General features: G+C 61.1%; 16 protein-coding genes and 1 pseudogene. 7 read left to right on the top strand and 10 right to left on the bottom strand.

The annotated features are described in order from the left end of the window. From JUB11_RS28095 to JUB11_RS28070, 6 genes and pseudogenes are all read left to right on the top strand, one after another. Positions 1 to 212: pseudogene (locus JUB11_RS28095) on the top strand (IS5/IS1182 family transposase); the annotation flags it as partial. A 360-nt stretch (positions 213 to 572) separates the two neighbouring features. Continuing rightward, positions 573 to 2,117, top strand: coding sequence for a hypothetical protein (locus JUB11_RS28090; RefSeq protein ID WP_207462107.1), 1,545 nt, complete (start codon positions 573 to 575; stop codon positions 2,115 to 2,117). A gap of 170 nt (positions 2,118 to 2,287) precedes the next feature. Next, on the top strand, positions 2,288 to 2,953 hold the full coding sequence (locus tag JUB11_RS28085) for a hypothetical protein (RefSeq protein ID WP_207462106.1): 666 nt from the start codon (positions 2,288 to 2,290) through the stop codon (positions 2,951 to 2,953). Positions 2,954 to 3,026: 73 nt separating this feature from the next. Continuing rightward, positions 3,027 to 3,617 (top strand): hypothetical protein, encoded by a 591-nt coding sequence (locus JUB11_RS28080; protein WP_207462105.1) that lies wholly within the window; start codon positions 3,027 to 3,029, stop codon positions 3,615 to 3,617. A 127-nt stretch (positions 3,618 to 3,744) separates the two neighbouring features. Further along, positions 3,745 to 6,273 carry a PD40 domain-containing protein gene (locus JUB11_RS28075; protein WP_207462104.1) on the top strand — a complete coding sequence of 843 codons (2,529 nt, stop codon included), beginning with the start codon at positions 3,745 to 3,747 and terminating at the stop codon, positions 6,271 to 6,273. A 100-nt stretch (positions 6,274 to 6,373) separates the two neighbouring features. Further along, positions 6,374 to 6,721 carry a hypothetical protein gene (locus tag JUB11_RS28070; protein ID WP_207462103.1) on the top strand — a complete coding sequence of 116 codons (348 nt, stop codon included), beginning with the start codon at positions 6,374 to 6,376 and terminating at the stop codon, positions 6,719 to 6,721. A gap of 1,758 nt (positions 6,722 to 8,479) precedes the next feature. Here the strand turns inward: JUB11_RS28070 and JUB11_RS33035 are convergent. From JUB11_RS33035 to JUB11_RS28045, 5 genes are all read right to left on the bottom strand, one after another. Continuing rightward, positions 8,480 to 8,779: a hypothetical protein gene (locus JUB11_RS33035; protein ID WP_247887379.1), complete on the bottom strand. Its 300-nt coding sequence runs from the start codon at positions 8,777 to 8,779 to the stop codon at positions 8,480 to 8,482. Between the two features lie 243 nt (positions 8,780 to 9,022). Beyond that, positions 9,023 to 9,643 (bottom strand): hypothetical protein, encoded by a 621-nt coding sequence (locus JUB11_RS28060; RefSeq protein WP_207462101.1) that lies wholly within the window; start codon positions 9,641 to 9,643, stop codon positions 9,023 to 9,025. Positions 9,644 to 9,795: 152 nt separating this feature from the next. Then, on the bottom strand, positions 9,796 to 10,668 hold the full coding sequence (locus JUB11_RS28055) for a response regulator transcription factor (RefSeq protein WP_207462100.1): 873 nt from the start codon (positions 10,666 to 10,668) through the stop codon (positions 9,796 to 9,798). Positions 10,669 to 10,884: 216 nt separating this feature from the next. Further along, positions 10,885 to 11,607 (bottom strand): hypothetical protein, encoded by a 723-nt coding sequence (locus JUB11_RS28050; RefSeq protein WP_207462099.1) that lies wholly within the window; start codon positions 11,605 to 11,607, stop codon positions 10,885 to 10,887. A 158-nt stretch (positions 11,608 to 11,765) separates the two neighbouring features. After that, entirely contained in the window at positions 11,766 to 13,400 is a 1,635-nt protein-coding gene (locus JUB11_RS28045) for a sigma-70 family RNA polymerase sigma factor (RefSeq protein WP_207462098.1), read from the bottom strand. Positions 13,401 to 13,588: 188 nt separating this feature from the next. Between JUB11_RS28045 and JUB11_RS28040 the strand changes: the two genes are divergently transcribed. Then, the gene (locus JUB11_RS28040) at positions 13,589 to 14,929 is read left to right on the top strand and encodes a FliI/YscN family ATPase (protein ID WP_207462097.1); all 1,341 of its coding nucleotides are present in this window, start codon (positions 13,589 to 13,591) and stop codon (positions 14,927 to 14,929) included. Between the two features lie 45 nt (positions 14,930 to 14,974). Here the strand turns inward: JUB11_RS28040 and JUB11_RS28035 are convergent, their stop codons facing one another. The 5 genes from JUB11_RS28035 to flgF all read right to left on the bottom strand — a co-directional run bounded on the left by JUB11_RS28035 (position 14,975) and on the right by flgF (position 18,563). Further along, entirely contained in the window at positions 14,975 to 15,409 is a 435-nt protein-coding gene (locus JUB11_RS28035; RefSeq protein WP_207462096.1) for a hypothetical protein, read from the bottom strand. A 49-nt stretch (positions 15,410 to 15,458) separates the two neighbouring features. Next, positions 15,459 to 16,202 (bottom strand): flagellar basal body L-ring protein FlgH, encoded by a 744-nt coding sequence (gene flgH / locus JUB11_RS28030; RefSeq protein ID WP_207462095.1) that lies wholly within the window; start codon positions 16,200 to 16,202, stop codon positions 15,459 to 15,461. A gap of 22 nt (positions 16,203 to 16,224) precedes the next feature. Beyond that, positions 16,225 to 16,893 carry a flagellar basal body P-ring formation chaperone FlgA gene (gene flgA, locus JUB11_RS28025; RefSeq protein ID WP_207462094.1) on the bottom strand — a complete coding sequence of 223 codons (669 nt, stop codon included), beginning with the start codon at positions 16,891 to 16,893 and terminating at the stop codon, positions 16,225 to 16,227. Beyond that, positions 16,893 to 17,702, bottom strand: coding sequence for a flagellar basal-body rod protein FlgG (gene flgG / locus JUB11_RS28020; RefSeq protein WP_207462093.1), 810 nt, complete (start codon positions 17,700 to 17,702; stop codon positions 16,893 to 16,895). The genes flgA and flgG overlap by 1 nt, the downstream gene beginning before the upstream one ends. A 135-nt stretch (positions 17,703 to 17,837) precedes the next feature. Beyond that, positions 17,838 to 18,563, bottom strand: coding sequence for a flagellar basal-body rod protein FlgF (gene flgF / locus JUB11_RS28015; protein WP_207462092.1), 726 nt, complete (start codon positions 18,561 to 18,563; stop codon positions 17,838 to 17,840). Between the last annotated feature and the right edge of the window lie 106 nt (positions 18,564 to 18,669).

Genomic DNA, 18,669 nt, shown 5'->3' with positions numbered 1-18,669 from the left:
CTGAACGCGGCGCCCTCGCCGTCATTCCCTCAAAAGCCGACCGCTCCACCTGCATCCCTCATGACAGCGAGATGTATAAGTGGCGCCACCTGATTGAGAACTTCTTCTGCAAGATCAAAGAGTTCCGGCGGATCGCCACCCGCTACGACAAAACCGACGCCGGTTTTGCCGCCGCCATTCACCTCGCTGCTGCCGTTCTGAACACACGATGAATGTCAACAGACCCTAGTCCTGCTTGCGCCTGGCTTGGCGTCTGAGCACCTCCTTAGGCTCGGATACGGACCTGCACGAAGCGTCTGAAGCGTTTAGAAGGCGGGCAGGACTTTCGACCTTGTCATTGGATTGAGCCTCAGGTCGCACACAGACTCGCGGCTCCGCTATCTCATGCTGGGCAAGGCCACTTCCAAGCTCCGAATGGGCAAAAACCTGCTGAATGATGCGTTTTGGCGTCATCTATCCCCAGCGCGAGGCCAAATCCCCCTGGCCTAGTGTGTGGGCGGAGCACCGTATTCGATCGGACCCGCTAACCCGCTGCAGAACCGGGATGCCCGTTGCGGCGTTGGAGGATATGGATGAAGCGTTTTCTTGCCGGCCTGTTGCTGTCCACCGTTGTGCTGTCGCCCGCATCCTGGGCTGCCGATACGGCGAGCATCGAGCTTCGGATCAAGGGCGCCGGAGTGGCTACCGAACCCGCAGGAACAACCTACCCCAGCGTTTTCAGCCCAGCCGCTCCCAAGCCGGATCAGGTCGTGACCGGCAGCGCCGTCACGATTGATGACTTCCGGGATCTGGTGATCTCGATCGACGGGATGCCGAGCGCCGCGACGACGCTCAGCCTCACCACCGCAGACGGGCAAACCATCGGGTCGGCGGCACCGTTACCGATGTTCATGATCGACCAGCTGTCGGCTGAGATCAGCGAGGGTGCCGAGCACTTCACGGTGATCTCGGACAGCTGCACCGGAGTGCGCCTCGCAGCGCCGGGCGCTGCTGGGAGCACTTGCCAGATCACGATTCAGCCACGGGCAAGCTGGTTCGGCCCGCTCAAGGGCACGCTGCTTCTGTCCAGCGGCGACTACAAGTTCGAGGTGCCGCTTTCCGGCCGAGGCGCCCAGTTCGACCCGTTGCGCCTGACCCTGCAGGTTAAGTCTGGAAATCCCGGTACCATGCACGTCAACGGCCCGAGCGCCGGCCCCGGCACCATGGGCTATTCAACCCCCGTGACGTTCACGGCCAGCAACACCAGCACGGAGTTCCCGACTACTCCAATGGCGATCTCGTTCTCCAGCGGCAACTTCGAGGTCGTGCCCGGACGGGACGCCTGCTCCGGCACGGTCCTCGGTCCAGGACAGACCTGTGAGGTTGCCGTAAGGGCGAAAGCCTGGCAGGACGGTGCTATGTCGGCCACGATGACCGCCTCGTCACCGACGCACCCCGTCTATGGCACGGTGTCCGCGTCCCAACAGCTGGCTGGCACCGCAACCGGCTTCGAGACCTTCCGCTGGCAGGCCTCAGCGTGGGGCGGATGTAGCGCGTCCTGCTCGCCGTCGGGCGGCACTCAAACGCAGGAGTACCAGTGCATCGGCAGCGTGCGCGGGGTCGTGAGCCACTCCGATTGCCGGAATGCCGGCCTGGGAGATCCGCCTTACGTCTCCCGTCAGTGCAACAGAGACGGCATCGACTGCTTTACCGAGCGTGAATGGTTCGTGTCGCTTCGCACCCATGGTGGCGTTGTCCGTCAAAACGAGCGCTTTTGGGGCACGAACAACTCAGTGATGTCCAAGGAGTCGCCCTACACCTGGACGAACATCGGCTATATTTCTCGCAATCAGTGGGTTGTCCATGCAGGCCAACGTCGGGCTGTTGTGTGCATCCGGCCCGAAGAGCCTGTGATGTGTGACTACTGGTGGAGCGACCGCCACTACGCCTGCAACAACCAGTACCGGATCAGCAGCAGCTGCACCCAGGCCGACTATGATGCCTTCTGCACCGGCGCCGCTCGTCCGACAAACTATGATCCGCTCTGCCAGGCTGACCCGGCAGCCGCCCAGAAGAGCGCGCCCTTCTACGCCTCCCGGCCGTTCACATGTGTCCGCTGGGACGGTGGCTCTTGCTGATAGAGCGCCTATAATCCCAACAAAGGCTGGAACAGCGCGATCACGAGGGCCGCGCTGTTCAGCCGCTCAATTTCCTGCAGAAAGATGCGCAGCCCCGCAATTTATCGACGCCGCGCGGGCAGCGCCCTTCGGCTTACCGTATGCGGCAGAGCCACGGAGGAGCATCTGCCATGCCGGTTCAGAGCCAAGATCACGCCCGCGGGCAAGTCACCGCTCTCTTGCGAGGGACCTTCCACCGCCGTCGTCCGTCCGATGCTGACACGCACTTGTTCCTGGCCGGCGAGATGGCAGCCTGCATCTGGCATCGCTACGACGTCGGGCCGTTCGGCTGGGAGGCCAAACACCTGCGCTGGTTTCTCACCGAGGCGACACAGGACCTGTCCGCACTGGACCGACAGGCCTACTACGCTACGGGGCGGATCGTTGGAGAGGCTCTCGGCCGCTGGGCCGCGTGGGAACGAAAGATCCGGTGGGAAGCGGTGGAGTTGGAGCAGGGCAGGGGGGAAGCGTCATCGAGTGAAGGCATGGCGCGGGAGGATGCCGAGCTTCTTGTGCAGCAAGGCGAATGTCCTGGTGCCCCCGGAGTGGCGGTACACACCTTCGCTGCTGGCGAGATCGCACGCTGTATTTGGCTAAAGTTCAATCTATCCCCCGATCAGTGGCAGGCAAACCACATCCGGTGGTTTTTCGAAACCGCTGCCGACGCACTACCGGATAGCGACCGTTCAGCGTATATCCAGGCAATACAACGACTTGGCTCACGATTGGGCCGCTGGCGAGCCTGGAACATCGCTCAGTTTTCCTCGCTGTCTCGCTCAAATGTACGTGCATTCTGAAAAGAACTAGCCTATACTCACTCGAAATAGCGAGTTATTAGAAGCCATCCACCCTAGCGATATGGGGTCTAAGTTGAAGAAGCTAATCTGCCTCTCCGCCGCTCTGCTGATCTCCGCCTGCGCGGGAACGCCTATCCCGTTGCAGACCGAGTACCAAGGGCAGCCGACCGTCTCGGCTCAGGGTGAAAAGGTTCGCCTGCTGGTCGAGGCTCAGGATCACACTGGGAAACCTTATCCCGCCGATAGCTTGCTGGCCAGCCAGTACAGGACCATCGCAGAGAGCGGCTTCAAGAAGGCGGGCTACGTTCTGACCGCTGACGCGGACACTCAGCTTCGCGTTTCCGTGCGCGGTCGCACCACAAACGGCATCGTCGACAACCAGAGCAATGTCGGGCGCAACCTCGCGACCGGCGTGCTGACCATGGGCATTGCGTGCAAGGAAATGGACCATGTCGTCGATGCAGCTGGTGAGGTTTCTCTCGTCCGCAACGGACAGACGATAGCAGCCAAGCAGATCGACATGCAGCGGACGGAAACCTCCTGTTTCAGCACGCTCAATCCGAGCTGGGTCGCCAATCAGCAGGAAGCCGCTGTGCGCACGTATGAGCACGCTGCCAACGATCATGTGGGCAAGGTGCTGGAGTTCGTCTCCACCACCCGCTGACGCCCGATCGGCCGCACTGATCCAGTCCCGCTAACCACCTCGCCCATCGCTGAACCAAACAACGCCGCCAGAGCGATGCTCGGCGACGAACCATAGAACTCACTCTGATCTAGAGGCTCTGAAAGCAATGGCTCTGAACCTAACGACCACCCGCCAGGTGAGCAAAGCCGCAGACGGTACGCAGGCCAACGGGCACAACACCGCGCCGTCCATTTCCGACGACGGCCGCTACGTAGTCTTCGTAAGCGACTCCACCAATCTCGTGGCCGGGGATACCCCTGGCGCACGCGACATCATCCGGCACGATACGGTCACAGGGGCCAACGTGCTCGTTAGCACGGCGTTCGATGGCACCCAAGGCAACGCCGACAGCTATGCTCCGAAGATTTCCGCGGATGGCCGCTACGTCGTCTTCCACAGCACGGCCTCCAACCTCGTGGCCGGCGACACCAATGGCGCCGACGATGTGTTCCGCAAGGACATGCAGACGGGCACGATTGAGCGCCTCAGCGTGGCAACCGACGGCTCTCAGGCCACTGGGTCCAGCCAGACGTCGGCGATTTCGGCCGATGGACGTTACGTTTCGTTCTTCAGCACCGCGACCAACCTGGTGGCGGGCGATACGAACGCAAGCTATGACATTTTCCTTCGCGATACCCAGACCAATACCACCACGCGCATGAACGTGGCGAGTGATGGTTCGCAGTCGCTCGGGAGCAGCTATTCTCCGACGATTTCAGGCAATGGCCGCTACGTCGCCTTCTCTAGCGACGGCGTCAATCTCGTTCCGGGCGACAACAACACCTTCGCCGACGTGTTCGTTCGGGACACCCAGTCCACCGCGATCACGCGTGTAAGCCTGGCGTCCGATGGCTCGGAAGCCGATATGAACGTCGTAGACCCGGCAATCTCCGCCGATGGTCGTTATGTGCTGTTCGCCACGCATGCCTCCAACCTCTCCGCCGGCGATACCAACAACGCATCCGACGTGTTTCTGCGCGACACCCAGACTGGCATGACCACGCTCATCAGCAAGGCGAGTGATGGCGCCCAGGCGGATGGTAACAGCCTCCGGTCGGCTATCTCGTCTGACGGCCGCTATGTGCTGTTCGAGTCCGACGCGAGCAATCTGGTGGCTGGCGACACGAACGCTGCCAAGGACCTCTTCCTGGTCGACCGGCAGACCAACAGCCTCACGCTGGTGAGCGTCTCGCAGGCCGGCGCTGCCAGCAATGGCGCAAGCTCGCTTCCGACCATGACCAGCGACGGCAAGTTCGCGGTGTACGAAACCGCGGCTTCCAACCTGGTGGCCGGAGATACTAACGGGTTCAGCGACATCATGCTCGTCGGCCTCTCGGCAACCGAGAACGCCGACCACATGTTGTCGTATGGAGCGGGCGATCTGGTCGATGGACTGGGCGGCAATGACACCCTGACCGGCGGAGTTGGCGCGGACACCCTTATCGGCGGGGCCGGAAACGACTCCCTCATCGGCAACGGTGGGAACGATCGCCTCACCGGTGGCGACGGTGCCGATACCTTCGACTTCGTCGGCTCTGGACTGGGGACCGACACCATCACGGACTTCGGCGCAGGAGATCAGATCAAGACCGGCGGCTCGCTGACCGCCGTGGCAGCGGGCAATGGGACCGGCCTCGTGAACGGCGTGCACGTGAGCAACGCTGGCGGCGTCACTACGCTGGCGATCGACACGGACGGGCAGGCCGGCGCAGACCTGAGCGTGAGCCTCACCGGCACGTACAGCACTGCCAACTTCTCCGTGGCCGGCGGCATCATCTCCTACGTCGCCGCACCGGTCTCCCCGCCGCCCCCGCCGCCCGCTCCGAGCCCCAGCCCCAGCCCGAGTGTCGAGCAACCGGCCCAAACGCCTGCGCCGGTGGGCACGTCTCTGCCCGACAACCTCGCTGGTTCCAGCACTGCCGATACCCTCGCGGGCGGACAGGGTGCGGATACCCTGAGTGGGGCGGCGGGCAACGATAGCCTGTTCGGCGACGACGGTGACGACTGGGTCAGCGGCGGTGAGGGCGACGACGCAGTGTTCGGCGGCCAGGGCGCAGACGCACTGTCCGGCAACGACGGCTCAGACTCGCTGTACGGCAACGCCGGCCAGGACGTCCTCTATGGCAATGCCGGTGCCGATACCGTCTTCGGCGGAGCTGACGCGGATACGGTCTTCGGCGGCCGGGACAATGATCTCCTGGGCGGCGATCTCGGTGACGACAGCCTGAGCGGTGATCTGGGTGAAGATCTTCTGAACGGTGGAGCCGGTTCGGACGCGCTCTATGGCAACGTCGGTCAGGACGCGCTGTTCGGGAACGCCGGCGCCGATACGATGTATGGCGGCGCTGGGAATGACACGCTGTACGGCGGCATGGACAACGATCTTCTGAGCGGCGATCTCGGCGACGATCAGCTCTGGGGCAACCTGGGTGCGGATACCTTCCTGGTCCGTTCCGGTGGCGGCGCAGACACGATCATGGACTTCAGCGCCGCGCAGGGCGACAGGATCGCGCTCAACGGTGCGGCGTACAACGTCACCATGGCTCCAAGCGGATGGGTGCGGCTGGATCTGGGCGCCGGCCAGACCGTGACACTGGAGGGCGTTACCAGCTTCGACGCTGCCTGGGTCGTGTGATTGCTCGATGGACGCCGCTCATCAGCGGCGTCCATTCCTGACATGCGGACAATGGTCCGAACCAACCATAGCCCTGCTCTCGGACGCATAGGAGTCTCCCATGAACCCTGCGAACCAAGCCCAAGCCGCAGAACATGCCCGCAAGATCTTGGAAGAGTACCTGCTCCAGCATCCGGCAGAGGCCGACCCCCAGTCCAATCTGGACCGCGCTGCGGAGGCTGGAGACGTCATCTGGCGCCGGTGGCAGGTGGGCCCATCCCGGTGGCAGGTTAAGCACATCCGCTGGTACCTCGAAACCGGGTGCCGGGACCGGGATCAATCCGATGTGCATGCGGCTTGGAAGACGTTCACGTTGCTGGCCGAAGCTCTTGGAAAGACACAAAACTGGCGCGGACACCTCAACGGCCGCTGGACAAAACCTGAGGTTACCGCCACGGTTGATGCGTAGGCCTCCGCGCCTAACGATGGGTTTATTTTCCATAACTGATCTTATCTGCTTTTAAGGAGCCTTGGAGTAGTGGGAACTAAGGCCGCGCCTTATCCCCTCGTCATGCCACACCCTACTGTGGGCGGCTACCCCGGTCGGCTACAGTGACAGCCCCCTCAATCCGATCGGCGCCATGTTACAGACGCGAAATCGCATTTAACAATTTGTCTCAACCATAGCCTAAGTTTTTTCCATTCGATAGATTTCAAATATGAGTGACCGGTTTCAAATTTGGGTCAACCCCGAAACTAGCACCTGGGCAGTCGTCGACACTGCCACAGTGCGCTCTGGCCACTCCGCACGAGTCATCGGATTCGGGATGTCCCGAGGGAGCGCATTGAGACTGAAACAATGGCTCGACAAAAACGCTGACTCCGACCATACCGCTGTAGCTCTGGACAAAACCACGCAAGAAGAGCACAGATCCTCTGACATCAAGGAACACTGTGGAGCAGTTAGCTTCTCAGATATCTTGCTAGACACCTCTACGTGGCGCCCAGCTAACGATAACTGACGGCACAGCGCCCGTTCGCACTTACTTGGGCTGTGACTCTGACCACTTTATATGGGCCACCTGCTACTTGATCATCGAGCATAGCATAGTATAATTTCCAACCCCTTCATATGTGTTGCGCACATTTTTCTGCTAGCTCTTTTCCAAAGCTGCCTAATGCCCGCTGTGCCTCCACGACAGCTTCGTCCAAAGATCGTGCGCCGACAACAACCGACACCTTAGCTCGGTCGCCGAGCATACCATCGCCAAAAACAAGGATACTTCCCTCGATCGACAAAGTTACCCGATACTGCCCGGGACCGAAAGGCTCGATACGCACAAGGCCGATTGAAGCCATTCTTTTATAACCCTCACATAGATTATCGCGGCTCGCAGGATGGACTAAAAGGCGTTAATTTTTTCCAAAAGGTTGAGGCACCGGGGTCGCCTCCTAACATCTCTCGGCCCTGAAGGGCCGAGATTCTCCCCCGCAAGCAGCACCAGGCTGCGAGAGGAGAAAAGATGTTTGTCACAAATTCAGCTTTGCCCATCGGCCTGAGCAACAGGTACTGCGCGAGGGTTTCCGAAGCGTGCAGGTCAGCGGCAGCGGCAGCTTCCACTCCCATCCGAGCGGACCGGAAAACCGAACAACAGCGCTGCGCCTTTTCCACCACCCCATGCTCATGGTCCGTCACGCTCGTCCAGTGGCACGGAACCATGACCTCAGGCACATTAAACCACCCCAGCTTGTCCGAGGCTCGTCGGTTATACTTCCCCTTCGAGCCATTGTTCTGCATCCGATTGAATGCTGAACCCCCATGTGAGGACGAAGCCCGTGTCGGCCAAAAAGGGCGGCTGTGTCACAGCTGGTGGATCAAAAGGCAACGCCCGGCACGTGCGACCGCCACTTTCGATGGACCTACATCTTCGCCGCTGTCCAGCCCGCGACCGGCGGGGAGTTCGGCCTCGTACTGTCCGAGGTGTCTACCCGGACCATGGCGCTGTGCCTGGAAGGCGTTGTTTCTGGGACGCTTCGCCGCTACGCTGGCTCCAGACGAGCACGCCGTCATGGTGCTCGACGGCGCTGAATGGCACGGTGCCAACGCCTTCGTCGTGCCAGACACCATCACTCTGGTACCCTTGCCGCCTTGCAGTCGCGAACTCAACCTTATCGAGCGCGTATGGATTTTCCTGCGCGAACGGCTCCTGTCGCTCCGTGTCTTTCCTTATCGGAAGGCTATGTCCAGGCCTGTTGCGAGGCATGGATCGCACTCGCCGAAGAGCCGGGGCGCATGCAGAGCTTGTGTTTTCACCCAGCGTGTTTTAACCAAGCGCTCGCCCACCTCTGGCGCCAAAGCTGGGATGCGCGACGGCCGCGTCTTGTAGCGCAGCAGCCTGTTCACGCCCTGATCTTGAACGCGGCGCTGCGAGCGGTACACGGTCAGCAAGGCAACGCCGACCTCCTGGGCAGTGGCGCCGTTCAGGCGCGTGCCGTCGATCAGCAGAGCGATGCGAGCAGGCGGCACAAGTTTCTGCGGCGAGGTGCCGCTGTGGACGAGCCCCTTAACCGATTTAAGTCAGCAGGAGTTAGCTTCAGATCAATACCCCTCTGCGAAACATCCATGCCCCTCGGCCTGCCAGCATTCTTTGTAGAACTGAACGACCCGTAGGGCGCGTCCCACTAAACAGTTAGCATCACCACGCGTGCAACTCTAGTTTTTAGATGAAACACTCTAAAGCCATATGCCTACCAAGTTGTCGTTCAGTTCTTAATCAAACAATGCATCTATACCGGACTGGCTTATGCCGCCGGCCGTGGGACCGTTGAGAAGATGGGCGTCCTCGCGCGCATCATTATCAGGAGCTACCGCCGGAGGCACTTGTGTAGCATCATCACCCCAGATATCTACCATGGCGGTCACGCGATCTTCAATGAAGCGTAGAGCCTTCAGTACCTTCGATGTGCGCTGGCCGGTCAGATCTTGAAACGAACATGCCGTGAGCAGGATCATGGTCTGCTCCTGAATCTGTGCGGCCAGTTCGGGTGGGGTACCGGTTCCCTTGAGTTGGCTGGATAATTCCAACAAGGTTTCTGCGGCGGTAAGGATCTGGTCGGCCGCCTCCTGCGTGGTATGGAGAATGGCTTCGAGTTCGCCGGCTGCTGTTGTGATTTGGTTCGTAGATCTCTCCGGTGGTTGCAACGCCGAAATTTCTCGCCGCGCCTGATCAATCGAAGCGGCCATTGCAATGAGTTCGTTGCGCAGAAGCTTAATGTGTTCTTCGTCGCTAAAGCGGTCTTGGCGGCGCAGACGTTCTCGGATCTCGAACACGGCGTCCCGCAGCTCGTTGATCGTGTCCATTCTGTTCATTTCGGTGCCATGTACCGTCATGCCTAACCTCATCTATTCATGCAGCAAACGCTCACATAAGTTGAGGCACGACCTCAACTTATTATCAGAGCTCCACTTTTGAAGTCGCTCCAGGTCGGTGCACCACTCGACTTGGCCAGACCACAGCGACTCCAAGGTTAGGAAATCATTCGCTACCTATTCGCGGCCCGTCTGGGCAACAGTGTCGCTTCGTGAGCGAGCTGTGTATCCTCCTTGCCCAGATCTCGGAGTGGAAGCTCGCCGCTCAAAGGAACCTCTGCGACCAGACGCTCCTCACGCGGAGAGGTGATGGCTACGCGGTACCCGCCGCGGATCAGCCGCCCCGTCTCGCCAATGCGAGCTCCGGTCAATCGATAGCCTGTCTCGCGAATGGTCTCGATCAGGTCTTCCTTCACGCCCGCAGCCGCCAAGTCAGAGCGCAGCTTGCAGATATGCACATTAACCGTGTCAATATTAACCTTATGCTGTTCTTCTTCACTAAAGAGATCGTTGTAGAGCTGCTCGCGAGTAACCACGCGGCCATAGCGCAGCGCCAAGCATTGAAGAGTCTTATAGATTTTTTTAGTCAGGTTGATTTCGCGCCCATCGTATTCGGCCGGCCGACCGTCGAAGTAAACTATAAGGCTGCCGACGGCGACACAGGGTTCACAAAAACCGAAGCGCCCCAGCGCCCGGGCCCGCACGCGGGCGAGAAAATGCTCGCGCTTGAATGGCTTCTGCACGACGTCGGCGGCGCCGGCTGAAAAAGCTTCAGGCAGTCGCGCCATTGAGCATTCCAGCGTCGCCACCAGCGGGACGTGGGTGCCAGCGCGCCGTAAGCTCCGGATGATATCAAGCCCGTCCATCGAACCGGCGAACTCATTCACCACGATCACGTCAAAGTTGTCGGCCTCGGTCTTCAGCCATGCAAGCATCTCCGGAACCATGCCGACCACCCCTTCAACCACCATGTTCAATTCCTGGCGGAACACGTCCATGACGCTCTGAAGGGCGATTTCGCTGTTCTCAATTACAAATACCCGCATGAAACCCGCTCCGTCTACTGAGTCGTGAATCATATACGGGGAAAAAGTTTCCAAAGTGGTAACAGACGCTTTAGTTTTATGAAATGTTTCGTAACATTTTAAGGAAATCGCTCAGCCTGAGCACCACATCAAATAAACCCACTGAGCGGCGACCTTTTCGCGAAGCTGCTCCCGGAGTACTCCGAAGCATCAAGTCCGGGAGCACTACAGCTTTATCTAATCTGAACCATGTTCCTTTATCTGGCGATTATACTTCGTAAAAAGGTCAGTCAACACTTCAGCCAACACCCGCTCAAAGGTTTTAAGGATCGTTCCCCGCAACGAGGGTTCCCGAGCGGGAGCGCTGTTGTATAGGTCCGGGTCAGAGGCCAGAATCGACGCTACGGCTACTAGGGAACTGCTGTCCGGGAGTATTTCGGCTAGGAATTGTTCGATGTACTCAATTGCATCCCGTTCCCTAAATGCGTTCGGAAGGCGATCTTCGGCACGATCCAACTCCATGGCCGCTTCGAAACAACTACGGAGATGTGGAACATAGGCTCGCCAGGACGGCGTAATTCCCTCAATAGCCCGCAGTCTTTCCTGACACAGAACAATATCGAGCCGGCTGCTTTGACCCGCAAACTCCCGCCGAAGAGTTCCTAGGCGCCCTATGAGCGTCTCTTCGAGCGCATTACGGATTACCAGGCTCCCAGCACCGCTGAGAGTCCGTGCCCCTTCCTCTAGGGCACGCGTCCACAAGGATGCCTCTGACTCCAGTATCTGCCTGATCGCATTGTCATGGCGAGGCATGGTGCGCTCGACTGCATCCCGGATCAGGTAATGATACTCATCGAGTGCAAGCGCTTCGCCTGCTCGTACGCGGTTCTTGACGAGTGTCTTGAATGACTCGATGGTGCTCTTGAGAAGCAAACCCCACTCATTGTTACCATCCGGCATCAAAAGTTCCTCTGAACTTGGAAGCAAAGCGGAGCCAACCAGCATGATGTTTTGGGCGGACGGCAACGCCCTCCGCCGGCATCGCTGACCGGTTGCCCCTATGTCATATAAAGAGTTCAGATTTGCCTGGAGTTCGGATTTCGGCTGCACAAGGGCAGTTATGAGAATTGCCGGCTGTAACTCCAAACCTCTGGCGACCGAACCGGGCTGCGCAGGGCACGCAACGCGCTCTGTTCGATGCGCAACAGCTTGTCGCGGCTGATCCCAATAGCCCTCGCCGCCTCGTCCGGCGAGAGTTCGATGCCGCTTTCAAGCCCGAAACGCAGCGCGACGACGCGAGACTCTTGCTCGGGAAGACGCGCCAGTAGCTTTCGGAACGTACGGCTCATCTCTGACTGGAGCGTGATCTCGTAAGGACTGCGATCCTCATCGTCGGCGATAACGTCCTTCAGCGGAGTTTCACCGTCTTCACCGTCCGCTTGCCCGACGGGTTGGTCGAGGCTCACTGCCCGACCAGAAGTGAACATACACCCTCTGATCCGATCGACCGACTCGCCCAACATCTCCGACAGTTCTGTGAAAGTCAGTTCCTTCATGTGCAAGGCGAGAGAAACCTCTTGCGCCCTGGCAATACGGCGAGAAAGATCGGCCACGCTGCTGGCGATGTGAACAGTGTTCACCTCGTCCGGAATGGACTCAGCGATGAACTGACGGATCCAGAACTCGGCGTAAGTGGCGAAACGGCTTCGGCCAGGTTCGAACTTTTCAACGGCCCTCAGCAGGCCGAGGTTCCCGGTTTGAATCAGATCGACTAGGGCGGCGCCTGACGATTCAAACCTCCGGGCGATGCTGGTGACAAAGCCAGCATGGGCGCAGAACAGGCGCTTGCAAGCCCCCTCGTAAGCCTTGATGCTCGCTCGGAGGGACGCGCTCACCCGCCGCAGCTCGTCCAGCCTCAGCCCGCTTTTCCGCTCGATTCCGCGTATTGTCTCCAGCACGGCCCATACGCCGGCATCTCTGCAGATCTCGTCCCCGAGTTGCATTGCGAGCTCGTCGGCATCACTGGCCGAGGTGATTAGGGAAACCGCTCTCTCGCGGCTTCCCACGAGGGATTGCGCATGCCTGAGGAGCTTTCCTTCCGCACTGTGAAGGTCACGCCGAACAGACAGCACGAATTCCTGCAAGTCTGTCTGGCGCAGCTTGATAAGGTGCAATCCTTCGGCAATTCGCGCCGTTTCGTGATGGTGAGTGGACCATCCCGCGGCTCGGCCCGAAGCAGCGTCTACGCGCATTGCCTCAATCCTATCGAACGCGGCAAGCAGGCCCGGGCGCAACGCAGCCTCCCGGATGGGAAGTCGCCCGATGCTGGCGTTGCCCGCTTCGGCCTCCACTTCGTCGGCAACGCGTGCACGGTGCTCCTCGTAGCTGCCAACAACTTCGATGATGTCGCGCAACGGCATGGTGCCCTGGAGGTAACCGTCTTTCCAGGATAGCAGCAGGTCAACGGCGCCGGGTGCTCGAAGGGCCTCCGAAAGAACGGCACTGCGGCTGCTCTGGATAATGGCAATTACATCCGTCTCCTCGTCCAACGTGAGATGATGCACGCGCCCGATATCACGCATGTAGAGCCGCAACAGGTCAGCTTCCCCGTCGACTTCTAGATCTGGCTTGTGGCCATTTTTTATCGCGCCCGCCTGCCCTGCCCGCGCAGCTTTCTTCTCCCCTTCTGACAGGCTCGTCGGAAAACTCACGATTTCGGCCTCGTTTTCAAGGCTCTCTCCCAGCGGGGGCATGTGGAACCTCTGACAGCAAAAAGGCTTTGACTTGATGGCTCGCCACCTCCAGGGCGGAGGTGAGGCCCGGTTGTGCGGGCCCGGCGCGCCATATCGCCCATTTGTAATAAGCCGAGCCTATATAAATCGTTAATATGTCAGCACGCCCATTTGGTAGTGTTGCCCTCTACAAGCCATAGAGAACTGCTTTGCCCTCCCCCTTCGCTCGCGCTCTGTCTGACCTTGATCCTCTTTCCACTGTGACGGCATGGGGCGAGGTAAGTGGTATTCTGGGTATCCTCATTGAGGTCTCTGGGCTGCGAAACGCTGCCGTCTCCGACATGCTTCGCATCCAAACCAATTCCGGCTCTTGGCTGGAAGGTGAGATTGTCGGCTTCCGGGGGAATACGGCGCTCGCTATGCCCTTCGCACCGACGGCAGGTGTGGGGCCAGGGGCGCGCGTCGAGCTCGACCGCGCGGCGGGTCTTCGTCCAAGCCTTGGCTGGCTGGGCCGCGTGGTCGACGCCCGCGGGAAGCCCAAGGATGTCGGCACCAAGGGGCCGCTGCCCCTGGGAGCGGTACGTCAGCCGACCCGAGTCGCCGCTCCAGAAGCCATCGAGCGACGGCGTATCGGCAGCCGGATCTCAACGGGCGTGCGCGTCGTCGATGCCTTTTGTCCGGTCTGCCGCGGCCAACGGATGGGCATTTTCGCATCCAGCGGCGTCGGAAAGACCACGCTCATGTCCATGCTGGCGCGCTGGGGTGAAGCGGATGTCAACGTCATCGGCCTGATCGGCGAACGCGGAAAGGAGGTCCCGGAATTCATTGAGGACGTGCTCGGGGAAGAGGGGCTTAAGCGATCAGTGGTGGTCTATTCTACCAGTGACCAGCCGCCGTTGATGCGCCGCGAAGCGGCGTACACCGCGATGGCCGTCGCGGAGTTTTTCCGAGACCAGGGTCTGCACGTAATGATGATGATGGACACCATCACGCGCTTCGCCATGGCCCAGCGGGAAATCGGCCTCGCGGCTGGCGAACCGCCGACGACAAAGGGCTACGTTCCCTCGTGTTTCACGGAAATCTCTCGCCTTCTGGAGCGGGCCGGTCCCGGTGAAGCCCGAAAAGGACAGGGCGACATCACCGCCCTCTTTACCGTTCTAGTAGAGGGCGACAATCACGACGAGCCCGTTGCCGATCACGTTCGCGGCACCCTGGACGGCCATATGGTGTTGGAACGCTCGATCGGCGAACGCGGGCGCTTTCCGTCAGTGAACGTAATGCGATCCGTCTCGCGAGCGATGCCCGGCTGCCATAGCCCAGAGGAACAGGGCATCGTCAAGGCCAGTCGTCATCTCCTTTCGACCTATGAAGAAATGCGCGAACTGGCGGCAATCGGCGCATATAAGCGTGGCGCCGATCAAATCGTTGACCTCGCTCTCGACATTGCCCCGCGCATTGAGAGCATTTTGGGACAACGCGCCGACGACCCTACGGAACCTGCCGAAACCTTCGCCCGTATCGACGCGCTGCTGCGCGCGCCACAACAATAGGCATTGGAACGGGCCCCGCCCCGGCGGCGAGGCCCAATTTCCGTTTCAACCGTTGACCTTCTGGAAAAGCGCCCGAACGATCAGCACGTCATGCGCGGTCGTCCCGTTGCCGAAGGCCGAGGCGACGGCCGCGAACAGATGCTTCTTCAGCATGTCCACATCGATGATGGCGTCATCGAAATGGCCGCGCGCCGCCAGCCCGTTCAGGGTGCGCACCCAAGCGTCTTGGACGCGGGGCACCCAAGCTTCGGCGCTCTTCGCCTGATCCGGCGTTCCGAATTCGAGCGTGCCGCGAACCAGCAGATAGCCGCGCAGCCGCGTCTTCACGACCACCGGGACGACGATGTCCTCGATCGGCACAAATCCGGGTGAGGCGCCGGCCGGCGCCTCTTCCGCGTGGGCTGGCGGAGCCAAGGGCATTGCCAGCGCGATGAAGAGAGCGGCGAAGAGAGCTGCTGAAAGTGGAGAGGGCGATGCCATCCTATGGGTCCTGTCCGGAGTTGAGAGATTGAAACCGGCACGGGCGGCGTTACCAGGGCAGCACGATGTCGAGCACCTGCTGGCCGTAGCGCGGCTGCTGGAGATCCATGATCTGGCCCCGCCCGCCGTACCCGATCCGCGCCTCGGCGATCTTGTCGCCGGTCACGGTGTTGTTGGCGCGGATATCCTGTGGCCGAACGACGCCAGCCACGTGCAGGACACGCATGTCATAGTTCACCCGCACCTCCTGCTGGCCCCGGATCACGTAGTTGCCGTTGGGCAGGACCTCAGTGATGACGGCGGCGATCTTCGTCTCGACCTGCTCCTGCCGCCTAGAGGTGCCCACGCCGCGGCTGGTGCTGTCTGAACCGATATCGACCAAGCTTTCGGCATTGCCTGGAAGCTGATTCTGCAGGCCGAACAGTCCGGGGACGCTCACCCCTTCGCTCGCATTGCGCGTGCGGCTCGTCTGGTTCTGGAACGATGCCTGCTCGTCAATGTCGATGATCACAGTCAGGATGTCGCCGACTCGCGACGCCCTCTGCCCGAGCATGGGATTCCCCATTACGGGCTGCCAGACGGACCCGGGATTGCGCGACGCCCGCCCGGGCGGAAGCGGCGTCGGCATGGGCATAGGCATTGCCGCCAGGCGCACGGGTTCCGTCAGCGCCCTGCCCTCGGCGTCCGGGCCAACTGGAGTCATGGTCGGCGGCTGGCCCAGATGGTCGAAACGGCCGCAGCCTCCAAGGGCTGCGAGAAACAGGGCGAACGAGACCGTCCGGATCGGGTTCATCGTGACTGTCCTTGAATGAGCATCAGCCGGGTGCGCCGACGGTGACGGCGCCCGGGCCGGAAATGCGTGCATCGATGATCTTACGGACGCCGGTCGGCTGGACCCGGATCACGTCGCCGAGGTTGCCGCTCTCCATCGCACGTCCTTTGGTAGCGATGACGACGCCATTGTTCTCGTAGACGATGTCGATTTCCTGATGGCGGTTCACGTCGCGGGCTGCGGCAATGTCGGTTGCGAGGATGGGCCGCCCCGCAGGCAGCGAACGCCGCGCCTCGGCGCCGGCGACGCCTGCCCTGCCGGTCTGCACGTCACGGTGAACCGTGAGCAGGTCCAGCCGCAGGGTCGAAAGGTCGCTGTCGGCGATCACCTCGCCTCGAGCAACGGTGCGGGTCGGAACGGGCACCTCCGCCATCAGCCGAACCCGGCCGGACAGGCGCGCAGTGACGCCCTGCAACTCCACCAGCGCCGTCACCGAACGCCGGATCGGGTCGTAGGACAGGTCGCGCAGCGTCCCATTCGCGGGAGGCACCCGCGACCAGTCGATCTCGAACTCGCCGTCGGGCGGCGCGAAACCCACCAGGGACGGAAGGCGTTCGCCGACCTCGACCGCGACGCTCGCCGACGCGGCCGAGGCGAGCAGCGCCGGAGCGACCACGGCAGCAAAAAGGAAAGGCGCGAACCGCGTGCGCATCAGCCCATCACCCGGTTGGCGGCTTGGCCCATCTGATCCGCCGCTTCCATCACCTTGCCGTTCATCTCATAGCCACGCTGAGCGGTGATAAGATCGCTGATCTCGGCGACGATATTGACGTTGGACATTTCCAGGTAACCCTGGGAGATCGCGCCGAAGCCGTTCGCCATGTCGTTGGCCTTTCCATCCACTGGCGCGCCCGAGGCCTCGGATTCCATCAGCAGGTTGCCGCCGACGTGCAGCAAGCCGTTCTCGTTGGGGAAAAGCGCTAAGTCGAGCTGTCCGAGCCGCCGCGCCTCGACCGCGCCGCCCTCGGTAACGAAGATCTCGCCAGCCTCGTTGATGGTGATGTCGGTCGCGCTGGCGGGGATTTCCACGGGGCCGCCGTCGACCATGACGTCGTAGCCGTCGCGAGTGACCAGCCGTCCGTCCGCCGATAGCTTCAACGAACCGTCACGCGTATAGGTGAGCCGATCCTGGCCGGGAATGGCCACCACCAGATAGTTGCCGGGGCTGCGCAGCGCTACGTCGAGCTTGTTGTCGGTCTGCTTGAGGCTGCCTTGCATGCTCGAGTAGGACACGCCGGCCGCCTTCACGCCGGCGCCGACCTGCACCCCGGTCGGGGCGAGCGTGTCGGTGTTGCCGGTTCGCGAGCCCGGGCGCACATGCTGCTGGTACAGCAGGTCCTGGAACTCCGCACGTGCAGTCTTGTAACCGGTCGTGTTGACGTTTGCGATGTTGTTCGAAATGACATCGACGTTGGTGGCCTGGGCCATCATGCCCGTTGCGGCCGTGTAGAGCGCGCTCATCGTCCTGCTGCCTCTGTTTTGCTGTCCTTGGCCCGGTGTCCCGGCTTGCGTCTCGTGTTGCCGCCACAGGGGCTCCCGGGCCGGCGTCGAATCGGTGGGCGGCTGAAAGGGGCGGGTCCGCCCGTCCGCCATGGATCAGACCGGCGCGCCGAACAGGGCGTTCAGCGCCTTGCGGGCCACCTCTTCGGATTCCTTGTCGAGGTTCGTGACCGCCTGATAGTCCTGCTCCAGCTGCATCAGGTTCACCATCTCGCTGATTGCCTGGACATTGGAGTTCTCGAGCATGCCCTGCTGGACCCGCGTCATTTGTGCGATCTGCGGGGCCTCGTCCGTGTTGAACAGCCCCTCCGCCTGCCGGGACATCGGACGGCTTTCCGGGAACCGGACGACGCCCAACTGGTCGAGAGGCTGACCACCGGCAAGAATGGTCCCGTCCTCCGCAATTTGGATCCGGCCCACACCTTGCGGAATGACGATCGGCCCGCCGTTATCGTTGAGGATCGGACGGCCGGAAACGGTTGTCAGGGTCCCGTCGGGCGCGCGTTGCAGGCGCCCATCGCGGGTGTAGCGCGGCCCTTCGGGCGTCTGAACGACGAGGAAGCCGTCCCCATCCAGGGCGACGTGGAAGGGATCATCCGTGCGCCTCATCGCGCCGGCGCTCATGTCGGTGTAGCTGCCAATATCGAGCGCGTAGGACACCTTGTCCTTGCCCGAGGAAAGCTCACGCTCATGGATGATCTGGCGCTCGACCTTGAAACCAGCCGTGTTCATGTTCGCTACGTTGTTCGCCGTGATTTCGCTGCGCGTGCGCAGCGCCTTCAAGCTAGACAGCGCAGCGTAACTCGCGTTTTCCAGGGCCATGGGCGGATGTCCTAAACTGGTAGCGGTGAAGCTCTCCCCCTTCAGGTGGCGTAAAAAAATGAGCCGCCCATTAAAAATCATCCGATCGCAACGACGCACGAATATA

The organism is Azospirillum sp. SYSU D00513 (assembly GCF_017356015.1).
Taxonomy (GTDB): domain Bacteria; phylum Pseudomonadota; class Alphaproteobacteria; order Azospirillales; family Azospirillaceae; genus Azospirillum.
This window is presented reverse-complemented; position numbering and strand designations above follow the sequence as displayed.

Excerpts from the sequence above, each read along its gene's own strand:
- JUB11_RS28060 (WP_207462101.1), bottom strand. The coding sequence starts at position 9,643 with ATGACGGTACATGGCACCGAAATGAACAGAATGGACACGATCAACGAG.
- flgH (WP_207462095.1), bottom strand. The coding sequence starts at position 16,202 with ATGAACCCGATCCGGACGGTCTCGTTCGCCCTGTTTCTCGCAGCCCTT.
- JUB11_RS28045 (WP_207462098.1), bottom strand. The coding sequence starts at position 13,400 with ATGCCCCCGCTGGGAGAGAGCCTTGAAAACGAGGCCGAAATCGTGAGT.
- flgG (WP_207462093.1), bottom strand. The coding sequence starts at position 17,702 with ATGAGCGCGCTCTACACGGCCGCAACGGGCATGATGGCCCAGGCCACC.
- flgA (WP_207462094.1), bottom strand. The coding sequence starts at position 16,893 with ATGCGCACGCGGTTCGCGCCTTTCCTTTTTGCTGCCGTGGTCGCTCCG.
- JUB11_RS28085 (WP_207462106.1), top strand. The coding sequence starts at position 2,288 with ATGCCGGTTCAGAGCCAAGATCACGCCCGCGGGCAAGTCACCGCTCTC.
- JUB11_RS28090 (WP_207462107.1), top strand. The coding sequence starts at position 573 with ATGAAGCGTTTTCTTGCCGGCCTGTTGCTGTCCACCGTTGTGCTGTCG.
- JUB11_RS28050 (WP_207462099.1), bottom strand. The coding sequence starts at position 11,607 with ATGCCGGATGGTAACAATGAGTGGGGTTTGCTTCTCAAGAGCACCATC.
- JUB11_RS28035 (WP_207462096.1), bottom strand. The coding sequence starts at position 15,409 with ATGGCATCGCCCTCTCCACTTTCAGCAGCTCTCTTCGCCGCTCTCTTC.
- JUB11_RS28070 (WP_207462103.1), top strand. The coding sequence starts at position 6,374 with ATGAACCCTGCGAACCAAGCCCAAGCCGCAGAACATGCCCGCAAGATC.
- JUB11_RS28075 (WP_207462104.1), top strand. The coding sequence starts at position 3,745 with ATGGCTCTGAACCTAACGACCACCCGCCAGGTGAGCAAAGCCGCAGAC.
- flgF (WP_207462092.1), bottom strand. The coding sequence starts at position 18,563 with ATGGCCCTGGAAAACGCGAGTTACGCTGCGCTGTCTAGCTTGAAGGCG.
- JUB11_RS28055 (WP_207462100.1), bottom strand. The coding sequence starts at position 10,668 with ATGCGGGTATTTGTAATTGAGAACAGCGAAATCGCCCTTCAGAGCGTC.